General features: G+C 65.9%; 13 protein-coding genes. 10 read left to right on the top strand and 3 right to left on the bottom strand.

Features of this window, described 5'->3' with window-relative positions:
* Positions 1–16: 16 nt before the first annotated feature.
* On the bottom strand, positions 17–1,237 hold the full coding sequence (locus CFB89_RS10090) for a helix-turn-helix domain-containing protein (protein WP_089467716.1): 1,221 nt from the start codon (positions 1,235–1,237) through the stop codon (positions 17–19).
* Between the two features lie 114 nt (positions 1,238–1,351).
* Between CFB89_RS10090 and CFB89_RS10085 the strand changes: the two genes are divergently transcribed.
* The 5 genes from CFB89_RS10085 (at position 1,352) to guaA (ending at position 7,045) form a co-directional block, all read left to right on the top strand.
* Entirely contained in the window at positions 1,352–2,116 is a 765-nt protein-coding gene (locus CFB89_RS10085; protein ID WP_089467715.1) for a DUF899 domain-containing protein, read from the top strand.
* Between the two features lie 28 nt (positions 2,117–2,144).
* Positions 2,145–2,963, top strand: coding sequence for a DUF2182 domain-containing protein (locus CFB89_RS10080; protein WP_089467714.1), 819 nt, complete (start codon positions 2,145–2,147; stop codon positions 2,961–2,963).
* 279 nt (positions 2,964–3,242) lie between these two features.
* Positions 3,243–4,703: an IMP dehydrogenase gene (gene guaB / locus CFB89_RS10075; protein ID WP_050012882.1), complete on the top strand. Its 1,461-nt coding sequence runs from the start codon at positions 3,243–3,245 to the stop codon at positions 4,701–4,703.
* A gap of 6 nt (positions 4,704–4,709) precedes the next feature.
* Positions 4,710–5,318, top strand: coding sequence for a hypothetical protein (locus tag CFB89_RS10070; RefSeq protein WP_089467713.1), 609 nt, complete (start codon positions 4,710–4,712; stop codon positions 5,316–5,318).
* Positions 5,319–5,425: 107 nt separating this feature from the next.
* Entirely contained in the window at positions 5,426–7,045 is a 1,620-nt protein-coding gene (guaA, locus tag CFB89_RS10065) for a glutamine-hydrolyzing GMP synthase (RefSeq protein WP_089467712.1), read from the top strand.
* Between the two features lie 859 nt (positions 7,046–7,904).
* Here guaA and CFB89_RS10060 read toward each other — a convergent pair.
* Entirely contained in the window at positions 7,905–8,504 is a 600-nt protein-coding gene (locus CFB89_RS10060; protein WP_089467711.1) for a TetR/AcrR family transcriptional regulator, read from the bottom strand.
* Positions 8,505–8,658: 154 nt separating this feature from the next.
* Here CFB89_RS10060 and CFB89_RS10055 point away from each other — a divergent pair, with 154 nt between their 5' ends.
* The 4 genes from CFB89_RS10055 to yghU are packed head-to-tail and all read left to right on the top strand — an operon-like array spanning position 8,659 to position 11,919.
* Positions 8,659–9,312 (top strand): peroxiredoxin-like family protein, encoded by a 654-nt coding sequence (locus CFB89_RS10055; RefSeq protein ID WP_089467710.1) that lies wholly within the window; start codon positions 8,659–8,661, stop codon positions 9,310–9,312.
* 3 nt (positions 9,313–9,315) lie between these two features.
* Positions 9,316–10,296 carry a DMT family transporter gene (locus tag CFB89_RS10050; RefSeq protein WP_089467709.1) on the top strand — a complete coding sequence of 327 codons (981 nt, stop codon included), beginning with the start codon at positions 9,316–9,318 and terminating at the stop codon, positions 10,294–10,296.
* Positions 10,297–10,306: 10 nt separating this feature from the next.
* The gene (locus CFB89_RS10045; protein WP_089467708.1) at positions 10,307–11,011 is read left to right on the top strand and encodes a glutathione S-transferase family protein; all 705 of its coding nucleotides are present in this window, start codon (positions 10,307–10,309) and stop codon (positions 11,009–11,011) included.
* A gap of 29 nt (positions 11,012–11,040) precedes the next feature.
* On the top strand, positions 11,041–11,919 hold the full coding sequence (yghU, locus tag CFB89_RS10040) for a glutathione-dependent disulfide-bond oxidoreductase (protein WP_089467707.1): 879 nt from the start codon (positions 11,041–11,043) through the stop codon (positions 11,917–11,919).
* A gap of 285 nt (positions 11,920–12,204) precedes the next feature.
* Here the strand turns inward: yghU and CFB89_RS10035 are convergent, their stop codons facing one another.
* Positions 12,205–12,822 carry a PolC-type DNA polymerase III gene (locus CFB89_RS10035; RefSeq protein ID WP_089467706.1) on the bottom strand — a complete coding sequence of 206 codons (618 nt, stop codon included), beginning with the start codon at positions 12,820–12,822 and terminating at the stop codon, positions 12,205–12,207.
* Between the two features lie 154 nt (positions 12,823–12,976).
* On the opposite strand from CFB89_RS10035, the gene CFB89_RS10030 reads away from it, so the two are divergent.
* The gene (locus tag CFB89_RS10030) at positions 12,977–13,567 is read left to right on the top strand and encodes a 2'-5' RNA ligase family protein (protein WP_256979633.1); all 591 of its coding nucleotides are present in this window, start codon (positions 12,977–12,979) and stop codon (positions 13,565–13,567) included.
* Positions 13,568–13,605: the final 38 nt, after the last annotated feature.

The raw sequence follows: 13,605 nt of genomic DNA, 5'->3' as shown, positions 1-13,605 counted from the left end.
GTTCGATGAGGCCATCCTAATCGCCCGGCAGCGCAACCGGGAGTAACAACGTCGTCGCGAATCCGGGCAGCGGCGGCGTCATCCAGCGGCGCGCGCGTCCGCGGCCGAGCGCCTGCACCTTGCCGGCTTCCGCGAGCGCATCGAGCGCGCGCTGCACGGTGCGCTGGCTGGCGCCGAGCGCGAGCGCCAGCGCGGAGCTCGACCATGCTTCGCCATCCGCGAGCAGCGCGAGCACGGCCGCGTGCCGATCGTCGACCGGGCGCGCGAGGACGACGGTTTCGCGCACGCCGAGCGGTTCGAGCGCGAAACCGCGCGGCGTCGCGACGACGTTCGCGAGCGGGCGCAGCACCGCGCGCAGCCGCCCGATCTCGACACGCAGCCGCGCACGATGCGATTCGTCGGCCTGTTTCGCGCGGAATGCGGCGGCGACGAGCGCGTTTCTCGACACGTCGGCCGGCCACGCTTCGCCGAGCGCCCGGGCGAGCACGAACAGCACCGGACGCCGCGCGAGCGACACGGTCGTGCGCGCATCGCGCACCGTGTAGCGGCATGCGTCGACGACCAGCGCATTCGACTCGAACAGCGTTTCGACTTCGTCGAGCGGCACGAGCCGCGACGTGCCGCGCGCGATGAGCCGCGCGGCCGGCGCGTCGAGCACGCGCGCGGCGGTGTCGACCTCGGCCGTCAGCGCGGCGATGCCGGCGGCGCGGGCGGCTGTCCGCGCACGGGCAAGCGCCGCACGGGCCGCGTGCGTGCGGATGCGGCGCATCGCGATGCCGGCCGCGATCAGCTCGTGGGCGGCGCGCGACGCGGGCGGCAGCGGCGCGGGATCGAGGTGCGCGAGCAGCCGCTCGGCCTCGTCGAGACGGCCGATCAGCAGCAAGCGGCGCATGCCGAGATAGCGCGCATGCGCGGCGTTCGCGCGGTCGCCGTGCGCGTCGAGCGTCGTGCGGGCCGCATCGAGCGCGCGCGTCGGCCCGTGCAGGTCGCGCGACGCGAGCGCGATCTCGGCTTCCGCGACGACGCAGCGCGCCCGTGCGACCGCTTCCTTTGCGCCGAACGCGCGGGCGGCGGCGCGCACGAGCGAACGCGCGCGTTCGAAATCGCCGAGCTGCGCGAGCGCGATGCCGCGCAGCGCGAGCGCCGGCGCATCGTCGCGCAGCGCGACGCGGTTCAACGCGCCGAGCGCGTCACCGGCCGCGAGCGCGCGTGCGGCCGCAGTGATCAGCGAATCCATCCGAATCCCGCCACACTTGTCACTCCCTTCGGTCCGAAACCCGGCACTAATCTAGCACCACGCACACGGCCCCGTCCGCCGTGCCCGGATACCCATCGGAAGGAGGAACACGCAATGACGACCCATCTCACCGGAACCCGCGACGAATGGCTGGCCGAACGCCGCGCGCTGCTCGACGCGGAAAAGGCGCTGACGCGGCAAAGCGACGAACTCGCGCGGCGGCGCCAGGCGCTGCCGTGGGTGCGCGTCGACAAGACTTACCGGTTCGATACCGAGGAAGGGCGCGCGACGCTCGACGACCTGTTTCGCGGCCGTTCGCAACTGCTCGTCTATCACTTCATGTTCGGCCCCGACTACAAGGCAGGCTGCCCGTCGTGCTCGGCGCTCGCCGACGGCTTCGACGGCTTCGCCGTGCATCTGGCGCACCACGACGTGACGCTCGCGGCCGTGTCGCGCGCGCCGCTCGCGAAACTGCTCGCGTACCGGCAGCGGATGGGGTGGACGTTCCCGTGGGCGTCGTCGGTCGGCAGCGATTTCAACTTCGACTTCAACGTGTCGTTCACCGAAACGCAGCGGCGCGCGGGCGACGTCGAATACAACTATGCGCGGGCCGGCCATGCGATGGACATGGATCCTCCGCCGGCGCCCGTCGTGCAGTTCGCGGCCACGTGCGGTACCGATGCGGCCACGTATTCGCTCGACCGGCCGGGGATGAGCGCGTTCGTGCGCGAGGACGGCGCCGTCTATCACACGTATTCGACCTACGCGCGCGGCCTCGATGGGCTGTGGGGGATGTACCAGTGGCTCGATCGCGCGCCGCACGGTCGCAACGAGGCCGGGCCGTGGTGGCGTCGTCACGACGAGTACGCGCGCGGCTGAGCGGGCCGGCGACGGGCGAGAGCGCGCGATGGCACGAACGACGAGCGGGCTGGCAACCGGCGAGACGGCCCCCGATCCGCGGGCGTTCGGCGCGGCGGTCGCGGCCGTGTTCGCGGTCGCCGCGATGGCGTTGCTGGCGCAGCACGCGTCGATGGCGGCGATGGGCGGCGAACCGATGCCCGGCGGCTGGATGGCGTCGACCGCCTGGCTGCGGCCGTGCGGGCAGGGCGCCGGCCGCGCGTTCGTGGCGTTCGCCGAAATGTGGGGCGCGATGACGGTGACGATGATGCTGCCCGTGTTCGCGCCGCAGCTCTGGCATTACCGACAGCGCATCGGTGCGCGGACGGCGCGGTCGGCCTGGCTCGTCGTCGTCGCTGGGGTCGCATATTTCTCGGTCTGGATCGCGCTCGGCGCGCTCGTGTTTCCGGCCGGCGTCGCACTGACGACGGCCGCCGCCCGGCTGCCGGCGCTCGCCCGGGGGATCCCGTTCGCGGCCGGCGCCGTCGTGCTGGCCGCGGGCACGCTGCAATTCTCCGGGTGGAAGGCGCGCCGGCTCGCATGCTGCCGGCATGAGGCGGCGCACGGCGGGCACTGGCCGCGAGCGGCGGCCTTCACGGCATGGCGGTACGGCGTGCACGCCGCGATCCGATGCGGCGCGTGTTGCGCCAACCTGATGGTGGTCGCGCTGGCGGCCGGCATGATGGATCTGCGCGTGATGGCCGCGGTCGCGGTGGCAATCGCCGCCGAGCGCATGGCGCCGGCCGGCGGCCGCGTCGCGCGGATCATCGGTTGCGCAGTGGTAGTGGCCGGCATGGCGATGATCGCCGGCGCGGCCGGGCTGGCATGAGGCGGGCAGGCACGCCGCTTCGGCGGTGTGTCGCCGGCCGTGCGCGGCGGCTGTCGTCGCGCACGTGTGGCCTCGCCACGACACGTGCACGCGCCTCCCGGCCGCGGGTTGCGCGAATGGTTCGACGCGGCCGTGAAACGAAAAGCGATCGAAAACGAACCGAACGGCGATCCGAACGATTCGGCCCCCGAACGGCCGAAACCGGCTAAGCCGTTGTTCGTGTTGTGAAAATTCACGGCGCTTCGCGTATAATTCGCTTTTGCGCCCATAGGATTTGCCATGCGTCTGATCCAAAAAGCACTCACTTTCGATGACGTGCTCCTCGTTCCCGCCTTCTCCGACGTTCTCCCGCGCGACACCAGCCTCAAGACCAAGCTGACCCGCAACATCTCCCTGAACATGCCGCTCGTGTCCGCCGCGATGGACACGGTCACCGAAGGTCGCCTCGCGATCGCGATGGCGCAGCAGGGTGGCGTCGGTATCGTCCACAAGAACCTCACGCCGGCCGAACAGGCCCGCGAAGTCGCGAAGGTCAAGCGTTTCGAGTCGGGCGTCGTCCGCGACCCGATCACGGTGCCGCCGCAAATGAAGGTGCGCGACGTGATCGCGCTGTCGCGCCAGCATGGCATCTCGGGCTTTCCGGTCGTCGAAGGCCCGCAGCTCGTCGGCATCGTCACGAACCGCGACCTGCGTTTCGAAACGCGCCTCGACGAGCCGGTCAAGTCGATCATGACGCCGCGCGAGCGCCTCGTCACGGTCAAGGAAGGCACGCCGCTCGCCGAAGCGAAGGCGCTGATGCACAGCCACCGTCTCGAGCGCGTGCTGGTCGTCAACGATGCGTTCGAACTGCGCGGCCTGATGACCGTCAAGGACATCACGAAGCAGACCGAGCACCCGGACGCGTGCAAGGACGAACACGGCAAGCTGCGCGCAGGCGCGGCGGTCGGCGTCGGTCCCGACAACGAGGAACGCGTCGAACTGCTGGTGCAGGCCGGCGTCGACGTGATCGTCGTCGACACCGCGCACGGTCACAGCAAGGGCGTGCTCGAGCGCGTGCGCTGGGTCAAGCAGAACTTCCCGCACGTCGAGGTGATCGGCGGCAACATCGCGACGGCCGCCGCCGCGAAGGCGCTCGTCGAATACGGCGCGGACGCGGTCAAGGTCGGTATCGGCCCGGGCTCGATCTGCACGACGCGGATCGTCGCGGGTGTCGGCGTGCCGCAGATCAGCGCGATCGCGAACGTCGCGGAAGCGTTGAAGGGCACCGGCGTGCCGTGCATCGCCGACGGCGGCGTGCGCTTCTCGGGCGACGTGTCCAAGGCCCTCGCGGCCGGCGCGAATGCCGTGATGATGGGCAGCATGTTGGCGGGCACCGAAGAGGCGCCGGGCGACGTGTTCCTGTACCAGGGCCGCCAGTACAAGTCGTATCGCGGCATGGGTTCGGTCGGTGCGATGAAGGACGGCGCGGCAGACCGCTACTTCCAGGACAACTCGGCGAACATCGACAAGCTCGTGCCGGAAGGCATCGAAGGCCGCGTCGCGTACAAGGGTTCGGTCAACGCGATCCTGTTCCAGCTGGTCGGCGGCGTGCGCGCGAGCATGGGCTACTGCGGCTGCAAGACGATCGACGAGCTGCACGAGAAGGCCGAATTCGTCCAGATCACCGCGGCGGGCATGCGCGAGTCGCACGTGCACGACGTGCAGATCACGAAGGAAGCGCCGAACTACCACGTGGACTGATCGCCGATGAAACCGCTGCTGCGAGCCGTGCTGATCGTCGATGCCGTGCTGTTGCTGGCGTTCGGCGTGCTATTCGTGCTGACGCCCTGGCAGGCGCTGTTCAACGCGCTGCAACTGGCGAACATTCAGCCGGCGATGCTCGGTCAGGCGTTCGGTATCGCGCTGCTCGGGCTCGCGTGGCTCGCGTTTCATGCGGCGTTCAACGGCGACCTCACGGCGCCCGTCGCACGGGCCGTCGGCCATGTGAACTGGCTGACCGGCGTGCTGACGATCGTGTGGTCTCTCGGCACCGGCAGCGGGCCCGCGCTCGCGGCCGCGGGCCGGGTGTTGTCGGCGGTGGCCGGGGTCGCGTTGATCCTGCTCGGCCTCGGCGGCGTGCGGCTCGCATCGGCCGTACGGCGGCGCGAAAGGGCCGACAGGGCGCAGGCGCTCGAAAGCCGGGGCGCGCAGCGTCCGGTCGAACCGGCGCCGGCCTCCGCCGTGCAGCCGCGGGTCGAGCCGGTCGCCGGCCGTCCGGTGGCGCCTTCGGCGCCGGCCACGGCAGCCCCGTCGGCCGCTTCCGAGCGCGCGTCAGGCAGCGTCGCATTCGACGCGCGTCCGCCGTCGCAGAATTGACCGGCGATGCGTCGCGCGAGCCGCCTGCCGCCCGACGCCGCTGCCCATGCTTTTGACGCAGCGCCTCGTGCGCTGCTTTTCTTATTCTCTTCATCCCGTCCGCAGCCATGCACGACAAAATCCTGATTCTCGACTTCGGTTCGCAAGTCACCCAACTGATCGCGCGCCGCGTGCGTGAAGCGCACGTCTATTGCGAAATCCATCCGAACGATGTGTCCGACGACTTCGTCCGCGAGTTCGCGCCGAAGGCGGTGATCCTGTCGGGCAGCCACGCGAGCACGTACGAAGACCACCAGCTGCGCGCGCCGCAGGCCGTGTGGGATCTCGGCGTGCCGGTGCTCGGCATCTGCTACGGCATGCAGACGATGGCCGTGCAGCTTGGCGGCAAGGTCGAGTGGAGCGACCATCGCGAATTCGGCTACGCGGAAATGCGTGCGCACGGCCATACGCGCCTGCTCGACGGCATCGAGGATTTCACGACGGCCGAAGGCCACGGGATGCTGAAGGTCTGGATGAGCCACGGCGACAAGGTAGCCGAGCTGCCGCCGGGCTTCGCACTGATGGCGTCGACGCCGAGCTGCCCGATCGCCGGCATGGCCGACGAGGTGCGCGGCTACTACGCGGTGCAGTTCCATCCGGAAGTCACGCACACGGTGAAGGGCCGCCAGATCATCGAGCGCTTCGTGCTGCAGATCGCCGGCGCGAAGCCCGACTGGATCATGAAGAACCACATCGAGGAAGCCGTCGCGAAGATCCGCGAGCAGGTCGGTGACGAGGAAGTGATTCTCGGCCTGTCGGGCGGCGTCGATTCGAGCGTCGCCGCGGCGCTGATCCATCGCGCGATCGGTGATCAGCTGACGTGCGTGTTCGTCGATCACGGCCTGCTGCGCCTGAACGAAGGCAAGATGGTGCTCGACATGTTCGAGGGCCGCCTGCATGCGAAGGTCGTGCACGTCGACGCGTCCGACCAGTTCCTTGGCCATCTGGCCGGCGTGACCGATCCGGAAGCGAAGCGCAAGATCATCGGCCGCGAGTTCGTCGAGGTGTTCCAGGCCGAGGCGAAGAAGCTGTCGAAGGCGAAGTGGCTCGCGCAGGGCACGATCTACCCGGACGTGGTCGAATCGGGCGGCACGAAGACGAAGAAGGCGACGACGATCAAGAGCCACCACAACGTCGGTGGCTTGCCGGAAACGCTCGGCCTGAAGCTGCTCGAGCCGCTGCGCGACCTGTTCAAGGACGAAGTGCGCGAGCTGGGCGTCGCGCTCGGCCTGCCGCCGGAGATGGTTTACCGCCATCCGTTCCCGGGTCCGGGCCTCGGCGTGCGGATCCTCGGCGAAGTGAAGCGCGAGTACGCGGACCTGCTGCGTCGCGCGGACGCGATCTTCATCGAGGAACTGCGCAACACGACCGCGACCGCGCAGGATGCGGCTGCCGGCCTGTGCGGCGAGGCCGATGTCGGCAAGAGCTGGTACGACCTCACGAGCCAGGCGTTCGCGGTGTTCCTGCCCGTCAAGTCGGTCGGCGTGATGGGCGATGGGCGGACGTACGACTACGTGACGTCGCTGCGCGCGGTGCAGACGACCGACTTCATGACTGCGCATTGGGCGCATCTTCCGTATGCGCTGCTCGGCCGTGCGTCGAATCGGATCATCAACGAGGTGCGCGGGATCAATCGCGTGGTGTACGACATCTCGGGGAAGCCGCCGGCGACGATTGAGTGGGAGTGAAATCGGGTCCTGCGGGGACTATCGTCAGCTATCGAAAAAATGCAGTAACGTGTTGATTTTCAAAAAAATACGTCGCGGCATCTATCGGTGGCTATCGGCGGCCAGCAAAACAAGTTGGCGGTAGAGTTGACGGTAAAAATCGAGGCCGGATTAAGACATTCTCGTTCACTATTCAGACTTTTACCGTCTTTGACGGTAAAAGTCTTCTCAGGAAAGCTTGTTTTACGCGGCTTTCCGGGCATCAACAGGTCTCCTGATCCCTGACGGTAAAACCTGACGGTAAAGCCGTCAAAATACCGGAGGAAACCTCGGTGGCGTCCAGGTCAGCCACGGAGGCCAATCCCAAACCCTGGCGTGCGAACGACAACAGCGTCGCCAATCAGGCGCAGATTGCGCAACGCTGTAAGGGTATTCCCATTCCTTGCTGATTTGCCGCAGCGATCAGGCACGTTGGAAGCGCTCCAGCAGCCACCTACCTGCCGGGCCTGGCAATCGATCAGCTAGATAGGCGGTCTGGAGCTTCTTCATGTCCGTCTTCTGCTCCGAAAACGAACGTTACCCGACTCCGGCCAGCCCTGTTTGCGGAGGCAGATCAATCTCATCTGCACCCGATCGCGCAACGGCACGACGAGATCGCGTCGGGCGGTATTCTGGAAGTCGCGGTGTTCCATTCAGGCGCGGATGAATGGCGGCCTTTCGTTGCCGAGTTGCCGTTTGTTGTTGTCGCCGATCCGGGCAAAGCGCTACGCAGAATTCAGTGTGGAAGCCTCGCCACGCGCATTGCTGAACTGTGCGCCCGGCTTTCCCTTGTGCGGGGTGTGCAATTGCCTACCTGAAAGCACTCATCTTGCATGGCGCTTCAGTTCCGCCCGTCCTCGGGCGGCACAAGCTGGGCGAGCGCTGGCGCAATCACCCCTTCCAGCAGCGCTTTTTCCGGACGAACGCGCGCCAGGACGCGAACGCCCATCAGAACGCCGAGCAGATGCCGGGCGAGGACTGCGGCCGGCTGCGATGGCGTAATGGTCCCGTCGAGCTGACCTGTCCTGATGCACCCGAGAAAAAAGCCTTCGATACGGGTAAGAACGCCCGCGATGATCTTCTGGAACTGAGCATCGTGCGGTGCCATCTCCAGGGCCGAATTCACGAGCATGCAACCCTTATGCTGGCGATCGTTCAACGAGCGGCGCAGGATCTCGTCGAAGAACGCGTGGATCGCTTCAAGGGGAGGGAGCACTTCGCACCGTCGTATGCGGTTGCCTATGCTTTCGCTTACGTAGCGATCGAGCGCTGCCTGGAACAGGCCGCGCTTGTCTCCATACGCATTGTAAAGGCTTGCGGCGGTGAGACCTGTTTCGCCGGTGAGATCTTTCACCGACGTCGCCTCGTAGCCGAACCTCCAGAAGCACTGGACCGTTGCGTCCAGCACTGCTTCTTCGTCAAATTCCCTTGGTCTCGCCATTTCTGTCACCTGAATCCATCATGGCGCAGCGAGCTTGCCAACTTCGCCGCGATGAGCGATTATAGAATGTACGTTCTAAAACGAAAAGGGCGGACCTGAATATAGCCGTGGGCGCGTCGTGCCCCGTGGAAGCCTCGCGTGGAGGAGCAGAGTCATGGGACTGCAGGAGCAACTGGACAGCTTCAGGGCGGAGTTTGCGCGCACTGCGCCATCCGGGCGCGTCGCGCTCTACGAGGCCAGGATCGACGAGCTGCGTGCCAGGTTCGCGCTGGACAAGGCAATCGGAACGGGCGATGAAGCGCCGGACTTTTCGCTACCGGACGTACATGGCAATCGGATCTCGCTTTCCGGTCTGTTGCAGCACGGACCCGTCGTGGTTACGTTTTACCGCGGCGGATGGTGCCCCTACTGCAATATCCAGTTGCGGGCGTATCAGGCGATCCTTCCCGAGATGGCCGCGCTGGGCGCCCGGCTGGTCGCGATCTCGCCGCAACTGCCCGACGGTTCGCTGACCACTGCGCAAACAAACACGCTAACCTTCGATGTCCTGAGCGATGCAGGTAATTCCGTCGCGCGCCGCTTCGGGCTCGTTTATGCGCTGCCGGAGGACCTGCGTGAGGCACTGCGCTCGAACAACAAGGCATTGCCTGCGATCAATGGCGACGGGAGCTGGGAGTTGCCCGTTCCCGCCACCTATGTGATTGCCCCGGGTCGGCGCGTTGTGCTCGCCGGTATCGACGTCGATTACCGCAGCCGTCTCGAACCGGATGCGATTCTCGCTGCCCTCAAAGCGCTTCTACCGGCCTGATCGATGACAAGCGGCAAGGTATCGGTCGCGGCGGCCGTCGACCCTGAGCAGGCGCAGCGAAAAGCCTCACGCATACGACTGTCGGGGTTCGCCTGGGCAGCGCTCACGGTCATGATTTTCTCGGGCTGGTTTGTCGTGACACGGCTCGGTGTCACCCGCGAGCTTCGCATCTGGGACATTGCCGCGCTCAGGTTCGGCATTGGCGCCATCCTTCTCGCGCCAACTGTCGTGCGCCGGGGCTCCCGGCTGTCTGCCGCCGCCTGGGGCGAGGGGCTGATATTTGCGGTGTTGTGGGGCGTGCCTTTCGTACTGCTCGTCGCGCTCGGGTTGAAATTGACTTCTGCGGCTCAGGCCGCGTCTGTCGCGCCGACGTTGATGCCGGTCTTCGCCGGCGTGTTCGGCTGGGGTTTCCTGCGTGAGCAGCAGGGAAGGTCGCGCTGGATCGGCTATGCGGCGATCATTGCCGGGCTCGTTTGCCTGGTGGGTGCCGGTGTAGCAGTCCATGGCAAACCCAATCCTTTTGGCATCTTTGCACTGACGGCCGCTGCCGCGATGTGGGCCATCTATACGCTGCTGTTCCGACGCAGCGGCCTGACACCGATCCAGTCCGCCGCTCTGATCTGCCTCTGGTCGATGGCGCTTTATCTTCCAGTCTATCTGTTCCTCGGCCTCAGCCGGTTCAGCCTTGCCTCCCGGGGCGAGATCGCCACGCAGGCGCTTTATCAAGGCGTGCTGATGAGTGGCGTCGCGCTCATCACCTATAACCGCGCCGTTTCCCTGCTCGGCTCTTCGGCTGCCACCGCTGTCATCGCGCTGCTTCCTGCTGTCGCCTCGGTTCTCGCCATACCCGTTCTCGGCGAAACGCCGTCGCCGGCTGAAGGGGTGTCGATCGTCGTCATCGTTTTCGGTGTGCTGCTCGCTTCCAGGCCCGCGCCCGCGCGCATTGCAGCAGTCCGGCGTGCATCAACCCATTCGCAAACCTGAAGGTACCGCCATGATCCGCTTTTACTTCCACCCCACGCCAAATCCGGCCAAGATTGCCCTGTTTCTCGAGGAGACGGGTCTTTCCTACGAGATGGTCCCCATCGATACGAGCAAGGGAGAACAGCACACGCCGCCATTCCGCGCGATCAACCCCAACGGCAAGGTGCCCGCCATCGTCGATACAGACGGGCCGGGCGGCAAGGAAGCGCGCGTGTTCGACTCCACGGCGATCCTGCTCTATCTGGCGGAGAAGACCGGCAAATTGCAGGGCGTACGGGAGGACAGGCCCGAGCTGCTTTCGTGGCTCCTGTTCCTGGCTTCCGGTCTAGGACCATTTTCGGGCCAGGCGGTGCACTTCCAGTTCGCCGCGCCCGAGGGACTCGATTATGCGGTGAACCGCTATCGACGTGAGGTAGAGCGCCACTACCAGGTTCTGAACGACCATCTGGAAGGGCGGACGTACATCGTCGGCGAGACATATACGATCGCGGACATCTCGGCCTGGGGATGGCTCGATCGCGCGTCGCGCGTGCTCAAGGGGGCCGACGATCCGCTGGGGGCGTTTCCTAACCTCAAGCGGTTGTTCGAAACAGTCGATGCACGTCCGGCAGCGGCCCGCGCCAGAGCAGTCGGCAAGGACCACGAGTTCAAAAAGGTCAACGACGAAGAGACTCGTCGCGCGCTTTTCCCGTCCAATTATCCGCTGGTTGCCTGAGCCTGCACTGAGCCGTTACGGAGAACTGCATGGCTGATTCATTCGACTATATTCCCCCGAAGGTCTGGACCTGGAACAAACCCAGCGGCGGCACCTTCGCGAACATCAACCGACCGGTCGCCGGGCCGACGCATGAAAAGGTGCTGCCTGTCGGGCGTCATCCGCTTCAGCTTTATTCGCTGGGCACGCCCAATGGCGTAAAGGTCACGATCCTGTTGGAGGAACTGCTCGCAGCCGGCTTTTCCGGGGCCGAGTATGACGCCTGGTTGATCAGGATCGGCGAGGGTGAGCAGTTCGGCAGCGGCTTCGTGGACATCAATCCGAACTCGAAGATCCCCGCGCTGCTGGATCGCAGTGGGCCGAAGCCTGTCCGCGTGTTCGAGTCGGGCTCGATCCTGCTGTATCTGGCCGAGAAGTTCGGGGCGTTCCTTCCGAAAGACGTGGCGGCACGCACCGAGACGCTCAACTGGCTGTTCTGGCAGATGGGCAGCGCGCCATACCTGGGTGGCGGCTTCGGCCACTTCTACGCCTATGCGCCAACGAAGATCGAGTATGCGATCGACCGTTTCGCAATGGAGGTGAAGCGCCAGCTCGATGTGCTCGACCGGCAGCTTGCCGGCAATGAATATCTCGCCGGTGACGATTACACCATCGCCGATATCGCGGTGTTCCCGTGGTACGGCGGCCTTGTCAAAGGCTGGCAATACGGTGCGGCGGAATTCCTGTCCGTGCAGGACTACACGAACATTCGACGCTGGGCCGACATGCTTCTCGCGCGGCCGGCAGTAAGACGTGGCCGCATGGTGAACCGGACGAGCGGTGACCCTGCCGGGCAGCTTCGGGAGCGTCACGCTGCAAGCGATTTTGATACGGCGACGCAGGACAAGGTGGGAGGGGCGCAATCATGAAGATCGAAGGCTAATCGTCGTCACCGGCCGACGACCCGACAGGCGACGCGCAGCAGGCCGGTCGGCTCGGCCTCTTCGCGCAGGGCGGTCGACTACGGCGCTTGTGTCGTCGTGGATCGGTCGATGTCACGATAGTTCGCAAGCGGATTGCCGGTTCGGTTGGCTTGCTGCCCGGCTCACGCGGAGGCAAGAAGCGGCCTGGCAATTCATTGCCGGGCCGTTTTGCGTTAATGCGTCAAGTCAGTCGGTGCGCCCTCGTGTTTTCCGTTCCGGGGGCCGGATGCGTCACGCATGCGCACGCCCCAGCGACCGCAAATACATCGGCACTTTCGCCTTGGTCGTCGCCTGCACCCGCGACATCAGCGCGTGATCGATTCGATCCAGCCCATAAGTCCGCGAAATATCCTGCTGCAACCGGCACCACAGATGCCCAGCCATCTCGGCATCGACCATCGCGCGGTGCGCACGGCCCGTTTGCGGCAGCCGCAGCATCTCGGCGAGGCTTGACAGACGGTGACTCCGCGCGTCTGGGTAGATCCGTCTCGCCACCAGCATCGTGCACGCAAACGCATGGTCGGCCGACATGCCGAGCATCCCCAGTTCCGACTGCCAGAAGCGCTTGTCGAAACCGGCGTTGTGGGCCACGACCGCATGCTTGCCGACGAACGCCGCCGCCTCCTTCATGACTTCGGACGCCGGCGGCGCCGTCGCAATCATGTCGTTCGTGATGCCGGTGAGCGCGACCACATCGGACGGGATACGTCTGCCGGCATTCATCAAGCTCTGGAAACGGTCGACGACTTGCCCGTCGCGCAGCAGGATGACGGCAATTTCGGTGGCGCGGTCGCCGAGATTCGGCGACAGCCCGGTTGTTTCGAAGTCCAGTACCGCGACGGTTTGCATGGTTGAATTCGGGAGCGTCATCAGAGGGTGTCGAGTGTGGCCGAGAGGGTAGCATCTTCGGGCGCGCGAACGGCGGATTCGTCGAGCGGCAAGCGAGCAGGCTTCCGATTGACGATAATGAAAATCTCGCTCCAGGCCTGTCGGACATGCCGCCGTGACTCAACTGATGCTCCCCGGATTCGAGGCGCCGCCGCCGGTTCCCGTGCACCGCTTCTTTTTCGCCGTGATGCCGGACCCGGCCACGGCGGCGCGCATTGCCGGCCTGGCCGAAAGCATGCGGCTGGAGAAGGACAGGCCGGTGGGCACCGAGCGTCTGCACATCACGCTGGGTTCGCTAGGCGACTTCGCTTATGTGCCGGGCGCTACGCTTGCGCGGGCCCGCGCGGTCGCGGACCGCATGGATGTGCCGTCTTTCTCCGTGAGGTTCGACAAGATCATCAGCTTCAACGGGCGGGCCGGTCATCAGCCGCTGGTGCTGGTGGGGCGGGCCGGTCTGGAAAACTTGATCGACTTTCGACGGCAGTTGCGACGTGCGCTGAAACAGGAGGCGGGGTTGAGCATGCTTCCCACGGGTTTCACTCCGCACGTGACGCTGCTGTATGGCGCACAGAGGCCCGACGAGTATCGGATCGAGCCGATTACTTGGACTGTGTTCGACTTCGTCCTGATCGATAGCTGGCTCGGCAAGTCGTACTACGACGTGTTGGAACGCTGGCCGCTGACGACCGGCAACGCGTCGGGATAATCGCGATACCGCAAGGGCGGTGTCGTTTCAGCGCATGC

This window comes from Burkholderia sp. AU16741, from assembly GCF_002223345.1.
GTDB lineage: Bacteria > Pseudomonadota > Gammaproteobacteria > Burkholderiales > Burkholderiaceae > Burkholderia > Burkholderia sola.
Note: the sequence above shows the minus strand (reverse complement) of the source record. Positions and strands in the feature narration are given on the sequence as shown.

Excerpts from the sequence above, each read along its gene's own strand:
- CFB89_RS10085 (WP_089467715.1), top strand. The coding sequence starts at position 1,352 with ATGACGACCCATCTCACCGGAACCCGCGACGAATGGCTGGCCGAACGC.
- CFB89_RS10035 (WP_089467706.1), bottom strand. The coding sequence starts at position 12,822 with ATGCAAACCGTCGCGGTACTGGACTTCGAAACAACCGGGCTGTCGCCG.
- CFB89_RS10060 (WP_089467711.1), bottom strand. The coding sequence starts at position 8,504 with ATGGCGAGACCAAGGGAATTTGACGAAGAAGCAGTGCTGGACGCAACG.
- CFB89_RS10055 (WP_089467710.1), top strand. The coding sequence starts at position 8,659 with ATGGGACTGCAGGAGCAACTGGACAGCTTCAGGGCGGAGTTTGCGCGC.
- guaA (WP_089467712.1), top strand. The coding sequence starts at position 5,426 with ATGCACGACAAAATCCTGATTCTCGACTTCGGTTCGCAAGTCACCCAA.
- CFB89_RS10080 (WP_089467714.1), top strand. The coding sequence starts at position 2,145 with ATGGCACGAACGACGAGCGGGCTGGCAACCGGCGAGACGGCCCCCGAT.
- CFB89_RS10050 (WP_089467709.1), top strand. The coding sequence starts at position 9,316 with ATGACAAGCGGCAAGGTATCGGTCGCGGCGGCCGTCGACCCTGAGCAG.
- CFB89_RS10045 (WP_089467708.1), top strand. The coding sequence starts at position 10,307 with ATGATCCGCTTTTACTTCCACCCCACGCCAAATCCGGCCAAGATTGCC.
- yghU (WP_089467707.1), top strand. The coding sequence starts at position 11,041 with ATGGCTGATTCATTCGACTATATTCCCCCGAAGGTCTGGACCTGGAAC.
- CFB89_RS10090 (WP_089467716.1), bottom strand. The coding sequence starts at position 1,237 with ATGGATTCGCTGATCACTGCGGCCGCACGCGCGCTCGCGGCCGGTGAC.
- guaB (WP_050012882.1), top strand. The coding sequence starts at position 3,243 with ATGCGTCTGATCCAAAAAGCACTCACTTTCGATGACGTGCTCCTCGTT.
- CFB89_RS10070 (WP_089467713.1), top strand. The coding sequence starts at position 4,710 with ATGAAACCGCTGCTGCGAGCCGTGCTGATCGTCGATGCCGTGCTGTTG.